This window comes from Enterobacter cloacae complex sp. S3, from assembly GCF_014930495.1.
In the GTDB taxonomy this organism is placed as follows: domain Bacteria; phylum Pseudomonadota; class Gammaproteobacteria; order Enterobacterales; family Enterobacteriaceae; genus Enterobacter; species Enterobacter asburiae_B.
In genome coordinates, this window is sequence record NZ_JADBRD010000015.1 from 164,450 (window position 1) to 186,257 (window position 21,808).

A 21,808-nucleotide genomic window follows, 5' to 3' on the forward strand; every position below is an offset into this window, starting at 1 on the left:
CATAGTGCCATTTTAGGTCAGGATGAAAGCCTGGTTCACTGGAGAAGATAAAAATGGTACGTCGTCTGCTACAACTCTATGTCGGTTTAGGACTGTATGGCCTTTCCACCGCAATGTTTATTCGTTCCGATTTGGGTGTCGATCCCTGGGATGTGTTTCACCTCGGGGTGGGGATGCAGCTGGGGATGACTATCGGGACGGTGATCATTGTGACCGGCGCGGCGGTGCTGCTGCTGTGGATCCCGCTGCGCCAGATGCCGGGCCTTGGCACGATCAGCAACGTGATTTGTATCGGTCTGGCGGCAGACGCCAGCATGGCGCTTATCCCGGAGCTGGATTCGTTACCCGTTCGAATTGCTTTCCTGGTGTCGGGCATCGTGATGAACGCGATTGCGACCAGCATGTACATCGGGGCCGGTTTCGGGCCAGGCCCGCGCGACGGTCTGATGACCGGCATTCACGCCCGACTGGGGTGGTCCATTCGCAGCGTGCGTACCTCAATTGAGGTGTCCGTTCTGCTGATTGGGTGCGTGCTTGGCGGCACGTTTGGGGTGGGAACCGTACTGTATGCACTGACCATTGGCCCGCTTATCCAGCTCTGCCTGCCCTGGTTCCGCCAGAAGCCGCGCATTGCGGAAATACCCCAGCCGGAGCGGGTTGTTTAATTTTGCGAAGCGCTCACATGTTTTAACGGCGTCGCTGTGCCAGAATAGACGCTTCGAAAATCGCGATGCCAGAAAGCATGAAAGCAATCACTCTCTATGATGTCGCCCTCCTTGCGGGGGTTTCTTATCAGACCGTTTCCCGCGTCATTAACGACGCGGAACATGTGTCTGCCCGCACGCGAGAAAAGGTGCAGCAGGCGATGGCGGAGCTGCACTACGTTCCTAACCTTCGGGCGCAGCAGCTGGCGGGGAAACGCACCCGTACGCTGGGCCTCATCACCACCGACCTGGCCCTGCACGCGCCTTCGCAAATTGTGTCGGCGGTCAAATCGCGTGCGGCGGAACAGGGGGCGAGCGTCCTTATCTCCATAGTAGAGCAACCCCGGCAGTGTCAGGCCGCGCTTCAGGCGCTGCTGGCACAGCGGGTGGACGCGCTGCTGGTGAATGTGCCGCTTGACGATCCGCACGCCGAAGAGCTCGGGTCGCTGGCGTCGCCCGTCCCGGTGCTGTTCCTCGATGTATCGCCCTCAGCGCGGGTAAACAGCCTCGTGTTTAACGCGGAGCAGGGGGCGCGTCTGGGCGTTGAGCATCTGCTTTCTCTGGGGCATCAGCGCATTGCCCTGCTGAGCGGGCCGGAAAGCTCGGTCTCTGCGCGGGCGCGCCTGGCGGGCTGGAAAGCGACGCTGGCGCTGTCGGGTCTTAACGCGACGGCTGTGGCCTACGGTGACTGGAGCGCGGCCAGCGGTTATGAGAAGGGACACGTGCTGCTGTCGGGTGCGGCATTACCGGACGCGATTCTGGTGGCGAACGATCAGATGGCGCTCGGGGTGATGCGCGCCTGCGCGGAAAAAGGGATCGCGATACCTGGCCAGCTTTCGGTGGTTGGGTTTGACGATACGGCCGACAGCGCCTGGTTTTCCCCGCCGCTGACGACCATTCGTCAGGCGTTTCGCGAGGCGGGCGAACGCAGCGTGGAGTGGCTGCTGGCGCCTTCCGGGGGCGAAGCGTGCCGGCAGGTTCAGCTGCCGGTGACGCTGGTTACCCGTCATTCCAGCGCGCGCCGCAATCCGAAGCAGGCCGAACGCGAGGATCTGGCGCAGCAGCTCAGAAGCCTGGCACTGCTTGCCGAGCAGATTGCCCGCAAATAAAACTTTGTGATCGGACTCGCTACCCCGCGATTGAACGCTTTACCGTTGCCCGGTGCCAGGGCATGTTAACCAAAATTGTGAGCGCTTCGCAAAGAGGTTACTATGTCCACCACTTCACCGCTGACCCTCAGCGCCATTCTGGCCCGTCGGGACTGGGAAAATCCTGGCGTCACCCAGTGGAACCGTCTGGCCGCACACGCGCCGTTACACAGCTGGCGCAATGAGCCCTCTGCCAGAGAGGACGCTGGATCGACCAGCAGGCACTCTCTGAACGGAGTGTGGCAGTTTAGCTTCTTTACCGCGCCGGAACGGGTTCCTCAGGCATGGGTAACCGAAGATTGCGCGGATGCCGTTGCGATGCCCGTGCCGTCTAACTGGCAGATGCAGGGGTTCGACACGCCCATCTATACCAATGTTACCTATCCTATTCCCGTTAACCCGCCTTTCGTGCCGCAGGAAAACCCGACCGGTTGTTACTCGCTCACATTTGAGGTGGATGACGCCTGGCTTCGAAGCGGGCAGACCCGCATCATCTTCGACGGCGTGAACTCGGCGTTCCATCTCTGGTGCAACGGGCAGTGGATGGGCTATTCCCAGGACAGCCGATTGCCCGCCGAATTTGACCTCTCGGCGGCCTTGCGCCCCGGGCAGAACCGGCTGGCGGTCATGGTATTGCGCTGGTGCGACGGCAGCTATCTGGAAGATCAGGACATGTGGCGCATGAGCGGCATCTTCCGCGATGTGACGCTGCTGCATAAACCCAAGACGCAGATTGCCGATTATCACGTGGTGACGGATCTGAATGCGGAGCTGGACCGCGCGGTGCTGAAGGTGGATGTCGCGCTGGCAGGCGCTGGCTTTGCAGACTGCGAGGTGGTCATGACCCTGTGGCGCACGGGTGAAAAATGCGCCAGCGTTTCCCGGCGTCCAGGATCTGCCATCGTCGACGAGCGCGGCAGCTGGGCCGAGCGGCTAACGGCAGCGATCCCCGTCGACCAGCCCGCGCTCTGGAGCGCTGAAACGCCAGAACTGTATCGCCTGACGATTACGCTTCTTAACCCGCAGGGTGAGGTGCTGGAGGTTGAGGCGTGCGACGTGGGCTTCCGCCGCGTTGAGATCGGCAACGGCCTGCTGAAGCTTAACGGTAAACCGCTGCTGATCCGCGGGGTTAACCGGCACGAGCATCACCCGGAAAACGGCCAGGTGATGGACGAAGCGACCATGCGCCGCGATATCGAAATCATGAAGCAGCACAACTTCAACGCCGTGCGCTGCTCGCACTATCCGAACCATCCGCTGTGGTACCGGCTTTGCGACCGCTACGGGCTGTACGTCGTTGACGAAGCCAATATCGAAACGCACGGCATGGTGCCGATGAGCCGCCTTGCTGACGATCCGCGCTGGCTGCCCGCAATGAGCGAACGCGTGACCCGCATGGTGCAGCGCGATCGTAATCATCCCTCGGTTATCATCTGGTCTCTGGGCAATGAGTCGGGCCACGGCGCGAATCACGATGCGCTGTACCGCTGGCTGAAAACCACCGATCCTACGCGTCCGGTGCAGTATGAAGGCGGCGGCGCGAACACGGCGGCGACCGATATTGTCTGTCCGATGTACGCCCGGGTCGATCGGGATCAGCCCTTCCCGGCAGTGCCTAAATGGTCAATCAAGAAATGGATCGGTATGCCGGACGAAACGCGCCCGCTGATCCTCTGTGAATACGCCCACGCGATGGGAAATAGCTTTGGCGGGTTTGCGAAATACTGGGAAGCGTTTCGCAGCCATCCTCGCCTGCAGGGTGGGTTTGTCTGGGACTGGGTCGATCAGGCCCTGACGAAACGGGACGAAAAGGGCAACGTGTTCTGGGCCTACGGCGGAGACTTCGGCGATAAGCCGAACGATCGGCAGTTCTGTCTTAACGGGCTGGTGTTCCCCGATCGCTCGCCGCACCCGGCGCTGTTCGAGGCGCAGCGCGCCCAGCAGTTCTTTACCTTTACGCGGGTCAGCACCTCTCCGCTGGTGATTGAGGTGCAAAGCGGCTATCTGTTCCGCCACACCGATAACGAAGTGCTGAACTGGACGGTTGCCCGGGACGGGGACGTGCTGGCCGCGGGCGAGGTGACGCTCTTGATGGCGCCTGAAGGCACCCAGCGTCTGGAGATTGACCTGCCGGCGCTGAAAGCCGTGCCGGGTGAGGTCTGGCTGAACGTTGAAGTACGTCAGCCGCGGGCAACGCCGTGGTCTCCGGCTGACCACCGCTGCGCGTGGGAGCAGTGGCCGCTTCCGGCTCCCCTTTTTATTGCTCCGCCAGTCCCGGCGGGCGAGCCGCCGGTGTTAACGCAAAACGATCGCATCCTGGAGATCGCCCATCGTCAACAGCGCTGGCAGTTCGATCGCGCATCCGGACACCTGACTCAATGGTGGCGAAACGGCGTTGAAACGCTCCTTTCACCTCTGACGGATAACGTCAGCCGCGCGCCGCTGGATAACGACATTGGCGTGAGCGAGGCGACGCAGATCGATCCGAACGCCTGGGTTGAGCGCTGGAAAGCGTCGGGCATGTACGATCTCACCTCGCGCGTTCTGCACTGTGAGGCACAGCAGCACGCAGGCGACGTGGTGGTCACAACCCAGCACGTACTTGAGTATCGCGGCAAAGCCCTGTTCATGAGCCGTAAAGTCTGGCGGGTGGACGATAGGGGCGTTCTGCATGGCGATATTCAGATTGATGTTGCGTCTGATATCCCTGAACCCGCGCGCGTTGGCCTGAGCGTTCATCTTGCCGAAACGCCGGAAAACGTTCACTGGCTGGGGCTGGGGCCGCATGAAAACTACCCGGACAGAAAGCTGGCGGCGCAGCAGGGTCGCTGGACATTACCTCTCGAGGCCATGCACACGCCGTATATCTTCCCGACGGAAAATGGTTTGCGCTGCGATACCCGGGAACTTGTGGTGGGAACGCATCAGCTGAACGGCCGGTTCCATTTCTCGGTGAGCCGCTACGGCCAGCAGCAGCTGCATGAGACAACCCATCATCATCTGCTGCGCGAAGAGCCGGGATGCTGGCTCAATCTCGATGCGTTCCATATGGGCGTGGGCGGCGACGACTCCTGGAGCCCCAGCGTCTCTCCGGAATTCCTCCTGCAGACACGCCAGCTTCGCTATACCTTCAGCTGGCAGCAGACCCTTAGCTGACCATGAAGATGCGGCCACAGAGCGTGGCCGCAGTCTTACGCCAGAATGCCGCTCAGGCCATGCAGGCTCATGTAAATCCCTACTACGGTAATCAGCGCAGCGGAGATCCACGGCGCTTTACGGGAGAATTCGCTAAACCCGGGCCAGCGTTTGGTCGCGTGCTTGAGGCTTAAGGCGGCAATCGCGCCGGAAGCGACCAGCGTTAACGCCAGACCAATGCTGAAGCTGAACACCAGCGTCGCGCCGAGGGCGAAATGCTTTAGCTGCAGGCAGATCAGCAGCACGGTGATGGACGCCGGACAGGGGATAAGCCCGCCGGTCAGGCCAAACATCACGATCTGTCCGGTGGTGACATTTTGACCGCTGAAGCGCCGGTTAATATCCTGCGCGTGAGCGCGCTGGTGGGCGTCCTGCCACTCTTCTTCAACCAGCGAGTGTTCGTGGTGATGGTGATGATGATCATGATGGTGGTCATGGACATGGTCATGGTGGTGGTGGTGGTGATCATGGTCGTGATGATGATGATCGTGCGGCTGGCTCTCTTTCCAGGTTCGCCACGCCATCCACAGGGCGATCGCAACGATCAGCACCCCGGAAATCAGCTGGAACCAGGGTTCGGACGTGTGTGCATCCCAGCCCCGACCAAACCATAATCCCGCCATCGCAACGAGCCAGACCACCGCCGTATGGGAGAGCGTGGCCGCCAGGCCGAGCAGCACCGCCTGTTTCAGCGTGCCTCGGATGGCAACAATAAAGGCGGCCATCATTGTTTTTGAATGGCCCGGTTCCAGGCCATGTAGCGCACCGAGCAGGATAGCGCTGGGAACAAACAGCCAGGCGTTGCCCTGCTGAAGGAGTGAAGCAAAATCGGTCATGGGAAATTCCGGAGTGGAAAGCGTGCGGAGATACTACTCCCCCCCAGTAGCGTAATACTACCCCCCAGTAGAAAAATACTCAGGGGGAGTAGAGCGTGGTATGCTTTAAAAGCCAAAAAATAAGGGATACAGAGATGTCACATACCATTCGAGACAAGAAGATGTTACTGACTCGCCTGAAGAAAATTCAGGGGCAGAGCACCGCGCTGGAAAAAATGCTCAACAGCGATCACGAATGCGCCGAGGTGTTACAGCAGCTGGCGGCGATCCGCGGGGCGGTGAATGGCATGATGATGCAGGTGATCGAAGGGCATTTAACCGATCATGTGGTGAAAGAGGCTGAAGAAGCGCAGCGTGAAGCCGATCTTGGCGTGGTGTTGCGGGTGATGAAATCCTATCTCAAGTAGCGTGCGTGCCGAGGTTATTTTCTGCCCAGAGAATAAATTCCGTTTTTGGCAGCGCTTTGCTGTAGTACCATCCCTGCCCGTACTGCACGCCGTGGCGGTGCAGCCAGGCGAGCTGCCCTGCGGTTTCGACGCCCTCCGCCACCATCGCCAGCTTCAGCGACTTCGCTATTTCAATGATGTGCGGCGTCACGTTTTTATACTCCAGCGCATCCACGAACGATTTATCAATTTTTAGCGTGTCGACGTCCAGATCCTGCAGATAGCTCAGGCTGGAATAGCCCGTGCCAAAATCATCAATATAGACAGGGTGGCCCGAACGACGGAATGCGGCGATAGCCGGTGCGCTAATTTTGGGATCGGCAAAGCCGCGCTCGGTGAGCTCCAGGGCGATTTGCCGGGGGTGGATCTGCCACTTGTTCAGGAGCTGGCTCAACAGAGGCGGCAGGATGCCGGAGGTTAAATCGGCAGGGGCGAGGTTAATGGAGATATGCTGATCCGGATAGCGTTGCAGCCAGTGGCCCATATCTTCAAACACCTTTTCGATGACTAACTGCGTCAGCTTCGAGATGAGCCCCGTTTGCTCGGCAAGGGGGACAAAAATATCCGGCGAGAGGCAGCTTCCGTCCGGCTGTGGCCAGCGCGTCAGCGCCTCAGCGCCCACAATTTTTCCGCTACAGAGCGCCACGATGGGCTGATAGTGCACCACAAAATCCCGGCTGTTAATGGCGTCAAGCAGGCGATTGCGCGGCGACTGGATACGCCGCAGGATCCGCAGGACAAACAGTGCGGCGAGCAGGCTTATCAACATGCCGAACGGTAACCAGAAAAGAAGCTGCCGGTGCCAGGTTTCAGCCAGCGGTTTGAGCGTTGCCCATGCGACGACGGTAAATCCAAGCTCAGGTACAGACTTCATGACGTACATTGAACCGTTGTACTGCACGCTTTTCACACCCCGCTCCTGAACCATGTCGCGGATGTGAGAGTCGAGCTTGCTGCTGCTGGCAAATATGCGATGCGTTGCGCTTCCTACCAGGGCGGCATCAATCGCTATCTCGCCGAAAGGGATCACGTCCACCAGCGAGGCAGGATCGATCATGACAAGGTAGTGGCCTTTTCCCAGCACCGTCATGTAGCGGTTAAACCCAAGATCGTTTTGCGTGGTCAGCCACGCGCTGTAACCATCTTCGGTAATGCGCATTGGAGGAGGGAAAGGGGACGCATGGCTGGTTTGCTCCAGGGAGGAGCAGAGCGGTCGAAGGTTGTCGATATAAATCACTTCCTGGACATATCGCCACGAGAAAGCGACCCGGCGCATTTCCCGCAATTGCAAGGGGCTACACGGCACGCCCTCAAAGGCCTGCAGGTGATCGAGCGCTTCTTTTGCCTGATCCACAACCCTGTCGGTGCGTACCAGCACGCGGGAGGCATAGTTATCCAGCGCATCGGCGAATTTATCTTCCGCCTGGCGATGGGCCAGCCAGATGCTCAGGCAAATGGGGACCAGCACAGAAAAGATAAGTACGCCAGTCACCAGACTGACCAGATGTCGGGTTTTCATGCTGTCGTGTCCTTCCTCGTATACCCGTTCCTGGGCATTGAGTTCCCTGCCTGAAGAGAAAGATTTTACCGCGAAATGATATAGTTATAGCACGTGGTTGGCATGGTTTTCATTTTATCTCAGGCATACGAGAAATTATCGTCAGAAGAGAGGGGTTGTTTTTTTAACCTCGCCTGGATATTATTTTGTTATGTTATAACAAAACATAAAGGATTTACGATGAAACCCGATATCCACCCAGCCTATCGCACCGTGGTATTCCACGACACCAGCGCTAATGAATACTTTAAAGTCGGCTCAACCATTAAAACCGACCGCGAAATTGAACTCGACGGTGAGACATATCCGTACATCACCATCGAGGTTTCTTCAAAATCGCACCCGTTTTATACCGGTAAGCAGAAAACGTTCTCCACGGACGGCAGCGCAGCGCGCTTCCGTAAGCGTTTTGGCGGTTTTCTCAATGCGAAGCGGGGCTAACCATGCAGGTACTTAACTCATTACGCAGTGCAAAGCAGCGTCACCCGGATTGCCAGATAGTCAAACGCAAAGGACGCTTATACGTGATTTGCAAATCTAATCCGCGCTTTAAGGCGGTTCAGGGACGTAAAAAAAGACGCTAAACGCGCGTTTCTCGCCAGCTTTCCAGGGATCTTTTCTGTTTGCCATCGGCAGTAAAATTGTCGGTGGCAAGCCAGCTTTCAAAGGAGTTAGCCAGCGCCGGCCACTCTTTGTCGAGAATCGAAAACCAGTCGGTATCCCGGTTACGGCCTTTTATCACCAGCGCCTGGCGAAAGCGTCCTTCAAACTGAAAGCCCAGACGCAGCGCCGCTTTACGGGAAGGCTCGTTCAGGCTATTGCACTTCCATTCATAACGCCGGTACCCCAGGGTATCGAACACGTATCGCATCAGCAGATACTGCGCTTCTGTCGACCCTGGCGTGCGGCTTAACAGAGGAGAGAAGTGAACGTGCCCCACTTCCACGACGCCGTTTTTAGGATCGATCCGCATCAGGGACAGCGTCCCGACAGGAGACTGGGTCCGGTTATCCATAACGGTAAAGTGGATGGGATCGGATAACTCACTTACGCTCGCCACCCATTCGGCAAAATCCTCTGCGTTGGCATCGGGTTCACGCAGCAGCCACGTCCAGCTGCGGGTATCTTCGGCCAGTGAATAGGCGGAGAACAACGCGTGGGCATGCTCCACGCGCAGCGGCTCAAGCCGGCAATAGTGACCCTGAAGGACCAACCGGGACGGGGGCTGAGGAGGCTGCCAGTCGATAAGGGCTTCGCCTACAGGCTGTCCAAACTCGTTGAATGTATTCATCTTTATTTCCATGACGTTGAAAAGATCTCCAGATTAGTGAATTGCTGGTTCCTTAAAAAGAACCACCAGGCTATGTTTTTCTGGTACCACAAGGAGGGAAGATGAATATACCGGGTGATGAGCTTTACACTTTGCTCCATGCTGCGCTGAAAAAGCGTGGGCAGGAGACGCTTCAGCGCGCGCTCTATCTCGCTTTGCGGGAGGCCATACTGAGCGGAAGGCTTCGGTCCGGCAGCCAGCTGCCCGGTTCGCGAACGCTGGCGCAGCAGATCTCGGTTTCCCGAAACACGGTCAATGCGGCGCTGGACCAGCTCACGCTCGAAGGTTATTTACTGCGTAACCGTCAGGGAACGCGGGTGGGGCAATTCGCTCATCGTACGATTGCCCGGGCATTGCCGGATCCTGACATCAGGCTGACAAAACGGGTCGCCCTGCTGCCCGCGCCCGTGCCGCGCGACACCCCGGTGATGGCGTTTACGCCGGGAACGCCAGCCATTAACTATTTCCCCTTGCCGCTGTGGCGGCGATTGTACGATCGTGTCCTGCGCGAGGAGGGAAGCGCCCTGTTAGGCTATGGCGACCCGGCCGGCGAGCCGTCGCTGCGCGCCGCGATTGCCCGGCATCTCGCCCTGTCCCGCGGTATCGACTGCGACGCCAGCCAGATTGTGATAACCGAAGGGGCGCTTGAAGGCGTCAACCTCTGCACGATGCTGTTAAGCGAGCCTGGCGATGTCGCCTGGGTAGAAAACCCCGGCTATAGCGGGGCAAAGAGTGCGTTTGTTAAAACTGGCCTGGCAATGACGGGAATACCGGTAGATGACGAGGGAATGTGCTGGGAAGGGTTGAATTCGCCCGCTCCTTCACTGATTTTTACCTCACCTTCGCATCAGTTCCCTTACGGGAGCGTGCTCAGCGCGCGGCGGCGGCTGGCGCTGCTGGAGCTGGCACGGCAGCATAACGCGTGGATCATTGAAGACGATTACGACAGCGAGTTCCGTTATGCCGGTGAGCCCGTACCGGCGATGCTGGGAATGGTCAACAATGCGCCCGTTGTGTATCTGGGGACGTTCAGTAAAACGCTGTTTCCCTCGCTCAGAATGGGGTTCATGGTGCTACCGCCAGCGCTGGCGAAAGCGGCTCGCCCGGCCATCGGCTCGCTGTTGCGCGGAGGGCATCGTGCGGAGCAGCGTACCCTGGCGCTGTTCATTGAAGAAGGTCACTATGCCCGTCATCTTGCCGCCATGCGTCGGCTCTACCGTAAACGCTACCGCCAGCTGCGTGAGGTGCTGAGCGCAGAGCTTCATTCTCCGCATCGCATTCTGGCAGGCGAAGGGGGAATGCATCTGACGCTGGCGATAGACGTTATTGACGACCAGAAGCTGGTGGAGCAGGCGAGGGCGTTTCAGCTGGCACCCGCTGCGCTGAGCGGGTACTACCTGGAGGCGAAGCAGGGGCAAACCGGTCTGGTTTTAGGTTACGGCAATACCTCTGCTTCTCAGTTTGCGCCGGGGATCCGACGCCTGCAGGCGTTAATTACGCAGCAGCAGGGCGGGAAAGGGTAAAAACATCATAGAATGAGAGCTGACCTTTGGTGGAGACCATTTTCTGCAGCTTCTCTTTTTGCCCGGCTTCAACCGCCGGAGAGTGCATGATGTTTTCGATCAGCTCCTCTGGCACGTAACGCGTGTTGTACCATTCGCCGTTATAGCAGACCCGGAAATCGAGCACGTCGATATCTTCGTAACGGTAGCGCGGATTCACGTCGAAAAAGAAAAAGGCGTTAAAGACGACAAACAGTACAACCAGCAGCCAGACGGAGTCCACCAGCGTTTCGGACTTCAGCATCACAATAAGAGTCGCCAGCCAGGCGGCATACATGGCGACAAACAGTCCAGGATGTTTGCGAATAAAGCTAATGCTAAAGCGCGGGCGATTGTCGCGCTTTTCGCGGAGGTTAAGATCGTCGATGGTGGCGGTAAGCAGGCGCTGTATCTCGGTCATTTTTTGCCTTCATAAGAGTTGACAATACAGGGGATCTGCCAATTTTAGGGGAGCCATCAGGCTGAAAAAAGTAACAGTCTGGCGCTAAAAGACTATAACAGTTGACTCCCCGCAACCTCACAGCGTTTTGATGATTTTTGCCGGATTGCCGCCAACGACGACATTAGCCGGGACGTCTTTCGTCACGACGGCACCGGAGGCCACGACCACATTATCACCAATGGTGACGCCAGGGTTAATGACAGCCCTGCCGCCAATCCAGACGTTATTGCTAATATTGACGGGTTTTCCAAACTCCACGCCGCTGTTTCGTTCTTCCGCGTCCAGGGGATGGGTAGCCGTATAAATATGAACACCCGGCGCGAGCATGCAGTTATCGCCAATATGCACAGGGCAGACATCCAGCATCACGCAGTCGAAGTTAGCGTAAAAGTTTTTGCCCAGATAAATGTTATATCCATAGTCGCAGCGGAAGCTCGGCTCAATATAAGCGCCTGCGCTTTGTGCCAGAAGTTCCGCCAGAATGTTCTGGCGTTCTGTTTTTTCATCAGGCGCGGTGTGGTTATAGCGGTAAACCAGATGTCGGGCCCGCAGTCGGTCAGCCCGTAACGTCTCATCGCCGGGGCGGTAATGTTCACCGGCAATCATTTTCTGTTTTTCTAAGCTCATTGGAAACCTCTCTGGATGTTATTACCGAAGGGTAATCGGAACAGGTCAGAAGGGGAACGTTCCCGAAAAGCCGATGTGACTGACGTCACAACATTGCTGTTGATGAACACGTTTTACACGGAGACCTGGCTTACGCACAGGGAGCATAACGGGACAGGTAAATACTCAGAACGAGGCGTAGAACTCTACAGACACCCTTCAAAGATTAACGGACAAATTTCCACACAGAAGTAGGGATTTTGTCATACAGTTTATTCATTGTCAGTTCAGCAAGACGATGGTCAGCGGCTGAATAAAATACCGCCAGTTCATTATCAGAAAGCTCGTATTTATTCTTTTCAATGACGCGCTCAAGCGTGTCAATTGACTGACAACGCCGTAAGCGCATCAAATAATCGATTTTTGTGAGTGGTTTATCAGACATAAATTCACCTTAGTAATTGTAATAATTTTAACAGGAAAGACTCACCGGGTTAGCTCTGCTCACGTTGACGAAACAGCGGAATAGCCGATTTCCCGATTTACGCCATTTTTGCAAATCCTGCGCGTTAATGCCGTAACTGCTGAACAACATAAAGGTGTCGTCCAGGTATTCATCAATTTGCTCAATGAGCTTATTATCTTCATTGTACTTAATTTTATAATTAAGTGCGAAGGTTGCGATATGCTCTATCAGCTCATTCAACTGTAAATTGATGGCAGATGTTGGGTCGTTTACCCAGCCATGGTTACTTTCATCAAGATTGGCAAGGCAGTCATGGTACAAGGATTCGCAGAGAAATTTCAACTGCGCGATATCATGCCTTTTTGGCGAGTACTCGTCCATAGCGCATCCCCTTCTGAGTGATTTCTTACTCACCGAACATCATTGTCGGGATGGATACAACTGACTTAGCTACATGAGTGCTGTGTTCCTGATAACCTAACTATAAGCCACTCCTTCCTGGATTTCACCGCGCTATTACGAAAAATTACAAATAAAAACCGCAGGCTGGGAGCGTGTACGCAAATGGTCACCCTGGACTCAACGTTTTTATCCAAATTAACGACGGGGTTTTATCGCTTCCTTACGTTTCATCGGCTTAGCAAAAATGATGAGAAAAGTTCAGATTCAGACTTATCTTTGTAAGAACTTCTTATTAGGAATATTCCTAATAGCTTAAGCGGGGAAATGAAATTAAAAAAATCCTGAATTCACCGATTAAGGTATCAGTTAATTATGATATGTCTATTTAAGATGGCAGAAAATAAATAGAGCCACAATAAGCGTAATTTATGATTTTTTCTGAAAATGAAAAAGGCCGCTAATGCGGCCTTTTTATCATGTGGAACCGGTATCAGTGAGGTTCTACCGAATGACTGTGTTCAACATCTTCATTCTTGCGGCTAAAGCGGCGGCGAACCACCACGAAGAACACCGGTACGAAGAAGATAGCCAGTACGGTCGCGGTAACCATACCGCCCATTACGCCTGTACCTACCGCGTTCTGCGCGCCGGAGCCTGCGCCGGAGCTGATAACCAGCGGCAGGACACCGAGGATAAACGCCAGCGACGTCATCAGGATTGGGCGCAGACGCATACGAACCGCTTCAAGCGTCGCCTCAATAAGGCCTTTGCCTTCTTTCTCCATCAGATCTTTGGCGAATTCAACGATAAGTATCGCGTTCTTCGCCGACAAGCCAATGGTTGTCAGCAGGCCTACCTGGAAGTAAACGTCGTTGGTCAGTCCACGGAACGTTGCCGCAAGCAGCGCACCGATAACCCCGAGCGGAACCACCAGCATAACGGAGAACGGAATCGACCAGCTCTCGTACAGTGCCGCCAGACACAGGAAGACCACAATCAGTGAAATGGCGTACAGGGCAGGGGCCTGGTTACCGGACAGACGTTCCTGATAGGACATACCGGTCCAGTCATAGCCGATACCCGCAGGCAGTTTGCTTGCCAGCTCTTCCATCAGGTTCATGGCTTCACCGGTGCTTCGGCCCGGAGCAGCCTGACCCAGGATCTCCATCGATGGCAGACCGTTATAGCGTTCCAGACGCGGCGAACCGTATTCCCAGCGTGAGGTTGAGAACGCCGAGAACGGTACCATCTGACCATTGCTGCCGCGCACGAACCAACTGTTGATATCGTTAGGCAACATACGGTACTGCGCCTCTGACATCACGTACACTTTCTTCACACGACCGCGGTCGATGAAGTCGTTAACGTAGCTACCGCCCCAGGCTGCGCCCAGCGTGGTATTGATGTCACTGATGGATACGCCCAGCGCCTGAGCTTTCTCCTGGTCGATATCGATCTTGTACTGTGGCGTATCTTCCAGGCCGTTTGGACGCACGCCGACCAGCAGGTCAGGGTGTTTAGCGACTTCACCAAACAGCTGGTTACGCGCCTGCGTCAGTTTTTCGTGGCCCAGACCGCCCTGGTCAATCAGCTGGAAGTCGAAACCGGTCGCCGTACCCAGTTCAACAATCGCTGGCAGGTTAAAGGCAAAGACCATCGCATCTTTAATCTGCGAGAAGGTTCCCATTGCACGGCCGGTGATGGCTTCAACCTTGTTCTTTTCGCCTGGACGTTCAGACCAGTCTTTCAGAGAAACGAAGGCAATACCGGTGTTCTGACCACGACCCGCAAAGCCAAAGCCGTTAACCGCAAACACGGACTCAACGTTGTCTTTCTCTTTGGTGAGATAGTAGTCCGTCACTTCATCCAGCACTTTCTGGGTACGCTCTTGCGAGGCACCCGCCGGAAGCTGTGCCATCGTCAGGAACACGCCCTGGTCTTCATCTGGCAGGAACGAGCTTGGCAGACGAACGAACAGGAAGGCCATGCCCACCACGATGATGATATAGAGCAGCAGGTAACGACCGGTGCTGCGCAGGATGTTACCCACGCTGTCGGTGTAGTGGTGCGTGCTCTTATCGAACATGCGGTTAAACCAGCCGAAGAACCCTTTGTGCTCGCCGTGACCGCCTTTCTGAATTGGCTTCAGCATGGTGGCACACAGGGCAGGGGTCAGGATCAACGCCACCAGCACCGACAGCGCCATCGCGGAAACGATGGTAATAGAGAACTGACGATAAATCGCACCGGTAGAGCCCCCGAAGAAGGCCATCGGGATAAATACCGCAGACAGCACCATCGCGATACCGACCAGCGCGCCCTGGATCTGGCCCATTGATTTACGGGTCGCTTCTTTCGGCGGCAAACCTTCTTCCGCCATCACGCGTTCGACGTTCTCGACCACGACGATGGCATCATCCACCAGCAGGCCGATGGCGAGCACCATCCCGAACATCGTCAGGGTGTTTATCGAGTAGCCGAATATCGACAGGATCGCAAAGGTCCCGAGCAATACTACCGGCACGGCAATCGTTGGGATAAGCGTCGCGCGGAAGTTTTGCAGGAACAGGTACATCACCAGGAATACCAGGATGATCGCCTCAACCAGCGTCTTAACCACTTCATGAATCGAGATTTTGACGAACGGCGTGGTGTCGTACGGGTAAACGATTTTCAGACCTGACGGGAAGAACGGTTCCATCTTCTTCAGCTCTGCGCGGATCGCCGTGGCGGTGTCCAGGGCGTTAGCGCCGGTCGCCAGTTTGATACCCAGACCGGAAGCCGGTTTACCGTTAAACTTCGCGATGATGTCGTAGTTCTCACCGCCCAGCTCAACTTTCGCCACGTCGCGCAGGCGAACCTGCGAACCGTCCTGATTCACCTTCAGCAGAATTTTGCTGAATTCATCGGCAGAGGTCAGACGGGTCTGCGCGATGATCGAGGCGTTAAGCTGCTGGCCTTTTACCGGCGGCGTACCGCCTAACTGACCTGCCGCTACCTGGGCGTTCTGCGCTTTAATTGCGCTGATCACGTCAACCGGCGTCAGCTGGAAGTTGTTCAGCTTGTTCGGATCCATCCAGATACGCATCGCGTACTGGGAACCGAACAGCTGCACGTCACCCACACCGGAAGTACGGCTAATAGCGTCCTTCATGTTGGCGCCCACGTAGTCGGAAATATCCTCCTGCGTCATGGTGCCGTTGGTGTTGATAACGCCGACAACCATCAGGAAGCTACTGGACGATTTCTCGACGCTCACACCCTGCTGTTGTACTTCCTGCGGCAGCAAAGGCATTGCCAGCTGCAGTTTGTTCTGCACCTGAACCTGCGCAATGTCAGCATCCGTACCTGACTGGAAGGTCAGGGTGATCTGCACCGTACCGGTGGAGTCACTGTTTGAGGACATGTACATCAGGTTATCGATACCGTTCATGTTCTGTTCGATAACCTGGGTGACGGTGTCCTGCACCGTTTTCGCATCAGCCCCCGGGTAGGTTGCGGAAATTGTCACCGCCGGTGGCGCAATCGTTGGATATTGCGCGACAGGCAGCTTCAGGATCGCAAGTCCCCCGGCCAGCATGATGATTATGGCGATCACCCACGCAAATATGGGGCGATCGATAAAGAAATTAGGCATGTCTTAACGGCTCCTGTTTAAGTTAAGACTTGGTTTGTTCTGACTGGCCAGCGGCCGAAGCTTGTTGTTTATCGTCAGATTTCACTTCCTGTGCTTTAACCTGCGCGCCAGGACGAACTTTTTGCAAACCAGTAACAATCACGCGATCGCCATCTTTCAGACCTTCCGTCACCAGCCATTTATCGCCAATCGCCTGAGTGGCGGTGATATTGCGCGTTTCGACTTTGTCATCAGCCCCAACAACCAGCGCGCTCGCATCGCCGCGTGGCGTACGGGTCACACCCTGCTGTGGAACCAGAAGTGCGGTTGGATTCGTTCCTTCTTCCAGACGCGCGCGAACGAACATACCTGGCAGCAGATTTTTGTCAGGGTTCGGGAAAATCGCACGTAAGGTGATGGAACCGGTAGTCTGGTCGACCGTCACGTCAGAGAATTCCAGGGTACCTTCCTGCGGGAACTTAATACCGTCGTTGGTAATCAGCTCCACCTTGGCTTTGCCGTTTTCCTGTTTCAGGGTGCCGTTAGCCAGCTCCTGTTTCAGGCGCAGGAAATCGTTGCTGGACTGCGTCACGTCAACGTAGATCGGATCAAGCTGCTGCACGGTTGCCAGCGCATTGGTCTGACCGTTCTGCACCAGCGCTCCTTCCGTGACGGAAGATTTACCAATACGACCGCTGATAGGAGAGGTCACTTTGGTATAGGCCAGGTTAATGCGCGCGGTTTCGACGGCCGCTTTGGCTGCCACCACGGCCGCGTTAGCCTGCTGTGCATCGGCCAGAGCGGTATCGTAATCCTGTTGGCTGATGTACTTGGTGCCGAGCAGCTTTTGGTAGCGGTTCAACGTCAGCTGAGCAATTTTGGCCGCGGCTTGTGCTTTCGCCAGGTCGCCTTTCGCACTTTCATAAGAGGCCTGATAGGTTGCTGGATCAATCTGATACAGAGACTCACCGGCTTTCACATCACCACCTTCGGTGAAGTTACGCTTCAGGATAATGCCGCTGACCTGAGGACGCACTTCCGCAATGCGGTAAGCATTGGTACGGCCTGGTAATTCGGTGGTGATTTGTAGAGGTTCAGATTTGAGCGTCACGACGCCTACTTCTGGCGCCTGCTGAGCTCCTTGTTGAGCTGGTTTGTCGTCACATCCTGTTAGCGCTAAGCTGCCTGAGAGCATCAGAACGACCGCCAGAGGCGTTAACCCTCTGTTTTTGTTCATATGTAAACCTCGAGTGTCCGATTTCAAATTGATCAAGGGTCCTGAGTCTAAAAACCCATTGCTGCGTTTATATTATCGTCATGCTATGGTACATACATTCACAAATGTATGTAAATCTGACTCCTGTAAATTCACCCACCTATGGCACGAAAAACTAAACAACAAGCGCTGGAAACCCGACAACACATTCTGGATGTGGCAATACGTTTGTTCTCGCAGCAGGGTGTTTCATCCACCTCGCTGGCGCAGATTGCTCAGGCTGCCGGTGTGACGCGAGGAGCGATTTACTGGCATTTTAAAGATAAGTCAGATCTGTTCAGTGAAATCTGGGAGCTTTCAGAGTCCAGCATTAGCGATCTCGAGAGTGAGTATCGGGCAAAATTCCCTGACGATCCACTCTCAGTATTGAGAGAAATATTAGTATATATCCTTGAAGCAACGGTAGTTGAAGAACGTCGCAGATTAATGATGGAGATTATTTTTCATAAATGCGAGTTCGTGGGCGAGATGGCGGTGGTGCAGCAGGCGCAACGCAGCCTTAGCCTGGAGAGCTATGATCGTATTGAACAGAATCTGAACCTGTGTATGCAGGCAAAACTCTTACCGGCCAATCTCTTGACCCGACGGGCGGCAATCCTGATGCGCAGCTACATTTCAGGTCTGATGGAAAACTGGCTTTTCTCGCCGCAATCCTTTGACCTCAAAGAGGAAGCCCGCAGCTACGTGGCGATTTTACTGGAAATGCTACAGCTCTGCCCCACGCTGCGCAGCGACGCGCCTTCGCTAACGGCCTGATCCCTTTCCAGGATTTATCTCAGAGGATAACGTTCGCGCTATTCTGCTTTCAGCGAGCGTGATATTCTTCACGCCGGACTATTTTCGGTCATCTTCTGACATCATTCACAACTATGCTGCCCATCAATCGCTCGCAACATCCTGTTTTTGCATTGCTCTTTGCGATGCTGTTTTTCTTCGCCACGGCGCCGCTGACCTGGGCCCGCGCCGATAACAGCAATGATATTCCCTCGCGCGGCGATGTTCAGTCGCAGCTCGACACGCTGAACAAACAAAAAGATCTCTCCCCTCAGGAGAAACTCGTCCAGCAGGATCTGACGGAAACGCTGGAAACGCTGGATAAAATTGAACGCATCAAAGCGGAAACCGTCCAGCTTCGTCAGAAGGTGGCGCAGGCGCCTGAAAACATGCGTAAGGCCACCGACGCGCTGAATGCCCTCAGCGATGTGGATAACGACGACGAGACGCGCAAGACGCTCTCGACGCTCTCTTTACGCCAGCTGGAGTCCCGCGTCGCGCAACTGCTCGACGACCTGCAAACCGCGCAGTCGGATCTCGCAACCTATAACAGCCAGCTTGTCTCGCTGCAGACCCAGCCCGAGCGCGTGCAAAACGCGATGTACGCCGCGTCTCAGCAGCTGCAGCAGATCCGCAACCGTCTGAACGGCACGACGGTCGGCGAAGGCACGCTGCGCCCGACGCAGCAAACCCTGCTGCTGGTTCAGCAGGCCTTGCTCAATGCACAGATTGAACAGCAGCGTAAAAGCCTGGAAGGGAATACGGTGCTGCAGGACACGCTTCAGAAACAGCGTGATTACGTCACCGCGAATATTAACCGCCTGGAACACCAGCTTCAGCTGTTGCAGGAGGCGGTCAACAGCAAACGCCTGACCCTGACGGAAAAAACCGCCCAGGAGGCCGTATCGCCTGACGAAACCGCCCGCATTCAGGCGAATCCGCTGGTGAAACAGGAGCTCGAGGCCAACCACCAGCTTAGCCAGCGCCTGATACTGGCGACGGAAAACGGCAACTCGCTGGTTCAGCAAAATATCAAAGTGAAGAACTGGCTGGATCGCGCGCTGCAGGCTGAGCGCAACATCAAAGAGCAGATTGCGGTCCTGAAGGGCAGCCTCCTGCTGTCGCGTATTCTCTACCAGCAGCAGCAGACGCTCCCGTCCGCCGATGAGCTGGAGGACATGACCAACCGCATTGCGGATTTACGTCTGGAACAGTTTGACGTCAACCAGCAGCGCGATGCCCTTTTCCAGAGCGATGCCTTTGTCGCCAAAATTGAAGAGGGGCATTCCAGCGACGTGAACCCGGAAGTGCATGACGCGCTGCTCCAGGTCGTCGATATGCGTCGCGAGCTGCTGGACCAGCTCAACAAACAGCTGGGCAACCAGCTGATGATGGCCATTAACCTGCAAATCAACCAGCAGCAGCTGGTGAGCGTCTCGAAAAGTCTGCAGGAGATCCTGACCCAGCAGATTTTCTGGGTGAACAGCAACAAGCCGATGGACTGGGACTGGGTCAAATCCTTCCCGGAGACGCTGAAAACGCAGATTAAGAGCATGAAGATCACCGTAAACTGGGAGAAAGCCTGGCCTGCGGTGACGATTGCCCTGCTGGCGGGATTACCGCTGCTGCTGATTGCCGGCCTGATCCGCTGGCGTCTGGGCTGGCTGAAAAAATACCAGGCGAAGCTTGCCTCCGAAGTGGGTCAGCTGCGCAACGATAGCCAGCTCCATACGCCAAAAGCGATTCTCATCGATCTCATCCGCGCCCTGCCGGTGTGTCTGATTATTCTGGCCGTGGGCCTGATTCTGCTCACGATGCAGCTCAACGTCAGCGACCTGCTGTGGGCGTTCAGTAAAAAACTGGCGCTGTTCTGGCTGGTCTTTGGCGTGTGCTGGAAGGTGCTGGAAAAAGACGGCGTGGCGGTGCGTCATTTCAACATGCCAGCGCAGCTGACCAGCCACTGGCGTCGTCAGATTGTGCGCATCAGCCTGGCGCTCCTGCCGCTGCACTTCTGGTCGGTTGTCTCTGAGCTTTCTCCGCTGCACCTGATGGATGACGTGCTGGGCCAGCTGGTTATCCTGCTGAACCTGCTGCTGATTGCGATCCTGATGTGGCCGATGTGTCGCGACAGCTGGCGTGATAAAGAGTCCCACAATATTCGCCTGGCCACCGTGACGGTGCTGGCGATCATTCCGCTGGCGCTAATGGTGCTGACGGCAACGGGCTACTTCTATACCACGCTGCGCCTGTCCGGGCGCTGGATTGAAACGGTCTATCTGGTGATCGTCTGGAACCTGCTCTATCAGACCGTGCTGCGCGGCCTGAGCGTGGCGGCCCGCCGCATTGCCTATCGCCGTGCTATCGCGCGTCGTCAGCATCAGGTTAAAGAGGGGGCCGAAGGCGCGGAGCCTCAGGAAGAGCCGACCATCGCCCTGGAGCAGGTTAACCAGCAGACGCTGCGCATCACCATGCTGGTGATGATCGCCCTGTTTGCGGTGATGTTCTGGGCTATCTGGTCCGATCTTATTACCGTTTTCGCCTATCTCGACAGTATTACCCTCTGGCAATACAACGGTACCGAAGCGGGCGCGGCGGTCATGAAAAGCGTGACCATGGGCAGCCTGCTGTTTGCGCTGGTGTCGTCGGTGGTGGCCTGGGCGCTGATTCGCAACCTGCCAGGCCTGCTTGAAGTGCTGCTCCTGTCACGTCTGAATCTCCGCCAGGGGGCGTCCTACGCCATTACCACGATCCTCAACTACGTGATCATTATTGTTGGGGCGATGACGGTCTTTGGCTCGCTTGGCGTCTCGTGGGATAAACTGCAGTGGCTTGCTGCCGCCCTCTCGGTCGGTCTGGGTTTTGGCCTGCAGGAGATCTTCGGTAACTTCGTGTCCGGCCTGATCATCCTGTTCGAACGTCCGGTACGAATCGGTGATACCGTCACCATCGGCACCTTCTCCGGTACGGTCAGCAAGATCCGTATTCGTGCCACCACCATCACCGACTTCGATCGCAAAGAGGTGATCATCCCGAACAAAGCGTTCGTGACCGAGCGCCTGATCAACTGGTCGCTCTCCGATACGGTGACGCGCGTGGTGATCCGCCTGGGCGTAGCCTACGGATCGGATCTGGAGAAGGTGAAAGAGGTACTGCTCAAGGCGGCGTCAGAACACCCGAAAGTGATGCACGATCCGGCGCCGGCGGTCTTCTTCACCACCTTTGGGCCGAGCACGCTGGATCACGAGCTGCGTTTATACGTGCGCGAGCTGCGTGACCGCAGCTACACGGTGGATGAACTCAACCGCTCTATCGATCGTCTGTGTCGTGAAAACGATATTAATATCGCCTTCAACCAGCTTGAGGTTCACCTGCGCAACGAGAAGGGTGATGAGCATACGGAAGTGAAGCGCGACATTAAGGGTGACGATCCTACGCCTGCTTAATCTA

18 protein-coding genes are annotated in these 21,808 nt (G+C 56.0%); 9 read left to right on the top strand and 9 right to left on the bottom strand.

Annotated features, from left to right (window positions below; genetic code table 11):
- Window positions 1-53: 53 nt before the first annotated feature.
- From IM317_RS08355 to IM317_RS08365, 3 genes are all read left to right on the top strand, one after another.
- A complete protein-coding gene (locus tag IM317_RS08355; RefSeq protein WP_023310590.1) occupies window positions 54-665 on the top strand; it encodes a YitT family protein in 612 nt (203 codons plus the stop codon).
- A gap of 77 nt (window positions 666-742) precedes the next feature.
- Complete coding sequence (locus IM317_RS08360) at window positions 743-1,813, top strand: LacI family DNA-binding transcriptional regulator (RefSeq protein WP_033144783.1); 1,071 nt, start codon at window positions 743-745, stop codon at window positions 1,811-1,813.
- Window positions 1,814-1,915: 102 nt separating this feature from the next.
- The gene (locus IM317_RS08365; protein ID WP_033144784.1) at window positions 1,916-5,008 is read left to right on the top strand and encodes a beta-galactosidase; all 3,093 of its coding nucleotides are present in this window, start codon (window positions 1,916-1,918) and stop codon (window positions 5,006-5,008) included.
- Between the two features lie 35 nt (window positions 5,009-5,043).
- On the opposite strand, the gene IM317_RS08370 is transcribed toward IM317_RS08365, so the two are convergent.
- Entirely contained in the window at window positions 5,044-5,883 is an 840-nt protein-coding gene (locus IM317_RS08370; RefSeq protein WP_033144785.1) for a nickel/cobalt efflux protein RcnA, read from the bottom strand.
- Between the two features lie 134 nt (window positions 5,884-6,017).
- Between IM317_RS08370 and IM317_RS08375 the strand changes: the two genes are divergently transcribed.
- Entirely contained in the window at window positions 6,018-6,290 is a 273-nt protein-coding gene (locus IM317_RS08375) for a metal-sensing transcriptional repressor (protein WP_033144786.1), read from the top strand.
- Here the strand turns inward: IM317_RS08375 and IM317_RS08380 are convergent.
- Entirely contained in the window at window positions 6,283-7,848 is a 1,566-nt protein-coding gene (locus IM317_RS08380; RefSeq protein WP_033144787.1) for an EAL domain-containing protein, read from the bottom strand. The two genes, IM317_RS08375 and IM317_RS08380, sit on opposite strands and share 8 nt — an antisense overlap.
- A gap of 219 nt (window positions 7,849-8,067) precedes the next feature.
- On the opposite strand from IM317_RS08380, the gene IM317_RS08385 reads away from it, so the two are divergent.
- Entirely contained in the window at window positions 8,068-8,328 is a 261-nt protein-coding gene (locus IM317_RS08385; RefSeq protein ID WP_010428154.1) for a type B 50S ribosomal protein L31, read from the top strand.
- Window positions 8,329-8,330: 2 nt separating this feature from the next.
- Window positions 8,331-8,471, top strand: coding sequence for a type B 50S ribosomal protein L36 (gene ykgO / locus IM317_RS08390; RefSeq protein WP_003859006.1), 141 nt, complete (start codon window positions 8,331-8,333; stop codon window positions 8,469-8,471).
- Here the strand turns inward: ykgO and IM317_RS08395 are convergent.
- Window positions 8,468-9,178 carry a GNAT family N-acetyltransferase gene (locus tag IM317_RS08395; RefSeq protein WP_033144788.1) on the bottom strand — a complete coding sequence of 237 codons (711 nt, stop codon included), beginning with the start codon at window positions 9,176-9,178 and terminating at the stop codon, window positions 8,468-8,470. The genes ykgO and IM317_RS08395 overlap by 4 nt on opposite strands.
- Window positions 9,179-9,279: 101 nt before the next feature.
- Here IM317_RS08395 and IM317_RS08400 point away from each other — a divergent pair, with 101 nt between their 5' ends.
- The gene (locus IM317_RS08400) at window positions 9,280-10,740 is read left to right on the top strand and encodes a PLP-dependent aminotransferase family protein (RefSeq protein WP_033144789.1); all 1,461 of its coding nucleotides are present in this window, start codon (window positions 9,280-9,282) and stop codon (window positions 10,738-10,740) included.
- On the opposite strand, the gene IM317_RS08405 is transcribed toward IM317_RS08400, so the two are convergent.
- The 6 genes from IM317_RS08405 to acrA all read right to left on the bottom strand — a co-directional run bounded on the left by IM317_RS08405 (window position 10,712) and on the right by acrA (window position 17,548).
- Window positions 10,712-11,179 (bottom strand): YlaC family protein, encoded by a 468-nt coding sequence (locus IM317_RS08405; RefSeq protein ID WP_023310598.1) that lies wholly within the window; start codon window positions 11,177-11,179, stop codon window positions 10,712-10,714. The genes IM317_RS08400 and IM317_RS08405 overlap by 29 nt on opposite strands.
- A gap of 117 nt (window positions 11,180-11,296) precedes the next feature.
- Window positions 11,297-11,848 carry a maltose O-acetyltransferase gene (gene maa / locus IM317_RS08410; protein ID WP_033144790.1) on the bottom strand — a complete coding sequence of 184 codons (552 nt, stop codon included), beginning with the start codon at window positions 11,846-11,848 and terminating at the stop codon, window positions 11,297-11,299.
- Window positions 11,849-12,053: 205 nt separating this feature from the next.
- Complete coding sequence (locus IM317_RS08415) at window positions 12,054-12,272, bottom strand: HHA domain-containing protein (RefSeq protein WP_008499287.1); 219 nt, start codon at window positions 12,270-12,272, stop codon at window positions 12,054-12,056.
- 27 nt (window positions 12,273-12,299) lie between these two features.
- On the bottom strand, window positions 12,300-12,674 hold the full coding sequence (gene tomB / locus IM317_RS08420) for an Hha toxicity modulator TomB (RefSeq protein ID WP_008499288.1): 375 nt from the start codon (window positions 12,672-12,674) through the stop codon (window positions 12,300-12,302).
- Window positions 12,675-13,185: 511 nt separating this feature from the next.
- Window positions 13,186-16,332, bottom strand: a complete 3,147-nt coding sequence (acrB, locus tag IM317_RS08425) for a multidrug efflux RND transporter permease subunit AcrB (RefSeq protein ID WP_029741964.1) — start codon at window positions 16,330-16,332, stop codon at window positions 13,186-13,188.
- 22 nt (window positions 16,333-16,354) lie between these two features.
- On the bottom strand, window positions 16,355-17,548 hold the full coding sequence (acrA, locus tag IM317_RS08430) for a multidrug efflux RND transporter periplasmic adaptor subunit AcrA (protein ID WP_029741963.1): 1,194 nt from the start codon (window positions 17,546-17,548) through the stop codon (window positions 16,355-16,357).
- A 141-nt stretch (window positions 17,549-17,689) separates the two neighbouring features.
- On the opposite strand from acrA, the gene acrR reads away from it, so the two are divergent.
- Both acrR and mscK read left to right on the top strand, forming a co-directional pair.
- The gene (gene acrR, locus IM317_RS08435) at window positions 17,690-18,343 is read left to right on the top strand and encodes a multidrug efflux transporter transcriptional repressor AcrR (protein ID WP_033144791.1); all 654 of its coding nucleotides are present in this window, start codon (window positions 17,690-17,692) and stop codon (window positions 18,341-18,343) included.
- A gap of 113 nt (window positions 18,344-18,456) precedes the next feature.
- Window positions 18,457-21,804, top strand: coding sequence for a mechanosensitive channel MscK (gene mscK, locus IM317_RS08440; RefSeq protein ID WP_033144792.1), 3,348 nt, complete (start codon window positions 18,457-18,459; stop codon window positions 21,802-21,804).
- Window positions 21,805-21,808 lie beyond the last annotated feature (4 nt).

Coding starts and splice junctions, on each gene's coding strand:
- IM317_RS08375 (WP_033144786.1), top strand. CDS start 6,018: ATGTCACATACCATTCGAGACAAGAAGATGTTACTGACTCGCCTGAAG.
- ykgO (WP_003859006.1), top strand. CDS start 8,331: ATGCAGGTACTTAACTCATTACGCAGTGCAAAGCAGCGTCACCCGGAT.
- IM317_RS08395 (WP_033144788.1), bottom strand. CDS start 9,178: ATGAATACATTCAACGAGTTTGGACAGCCTGTAGGCGAAGCCCTTATC.
- IM317_RS08365 (WP_033144784.1), top strand. CDS start 1,916: ATGTCCACCACTTCACCGCTGACCCTCAGCGCCATTCTGGCCCGTCGG.
- IM317_RS08360 (WP_033144783.1), top strand. CDS start 743: ATGAAAGCAATCACTCTCTATGATGTCGCCCTCCTTGCGGGGGTTTCT.
- IM317_RS08400 (WP_033144789.1), top strand. CDS start 9,280: ATGAATATACCGGGTGATGAGCTTTACACTTTGCTCCATGCTGCGCTG.
- IM317_RS08405 (WP_023310598.1), bottom strand. CDS start 11,179: ATGACCGAGATACAGCGCCTGCTTACCGCCACCATCGACGATCTTAAC.
- acrB (WP_029741964.1), bottom strand. CDS start 16,332: ATGCCTAATTTCTTTATCGATCGCCCCATATTTGCGTGGGTGATCGCC.
- IM317_RS08380 (WP_033144787.1), bottom strand. CDS start 7,848: ATGAAAACCCGACATCTGGTCAGTCTGGTGACTGGCGTACTTATCTTT.
- IM317_RS08385 (WP_010428154.1), top strand. CDS start 8,068: ATGAAACCCGATATCCACCCAGCCTATCGCACCGTGGTATTCCACGAC.
- IM317_RS08415 (WP_008499287.1), bottom strand. CDS start 12,272: ATGTCTGATAAACCACTCACAAAAATCGATTATTTGATGCGCTTACGG.
- IM317_RS08355 (WP_023310590.1), top strand. CDS start 54: ATGGTACGTCGTCTGCTACAACTCTATGTCGGTTTAGGACTGTATGGC.
- acrA (WP_029741963.1), bottom strand. CDS start 17,548: ATGAACAAAAACAGAGGGTTAACGCCTCTGGCGGTCGTTCTGATGCTC.
- mscK (WP_033144792.1), top strand. CDS start 18,457: ATGCTGCCCATCAATCGCTCGCAACATCCTGTTTTTGCATTGCTCTTT.
- acrR (WP_033144791.1), top strand. CDS start 17,690: ATGGCACGAAAAACTAAACAACAAGCGCTGGAAACCCGACAACACATT.
- IM317_RS08370 (WP_033144785.1), bottom strand. CDS start 5,883: ATGACCGATTTTGCTTCACTCCTTCAGCAGGGCAACGCCTGGCTGTTT.
- maa (WP_033144790.1), bottom strand. CDS start 11,848: ATGAGCTTAGAAAAACAGAAAATGATTGCCGGTGAACATTACCGCCCC.
- tomB (WP_008499288.1), bottom strand. CDS start 12,674: ATGGACGAGTACTCGCCAAAAAGGCATGATATCGCGCAGTTGAAATTT.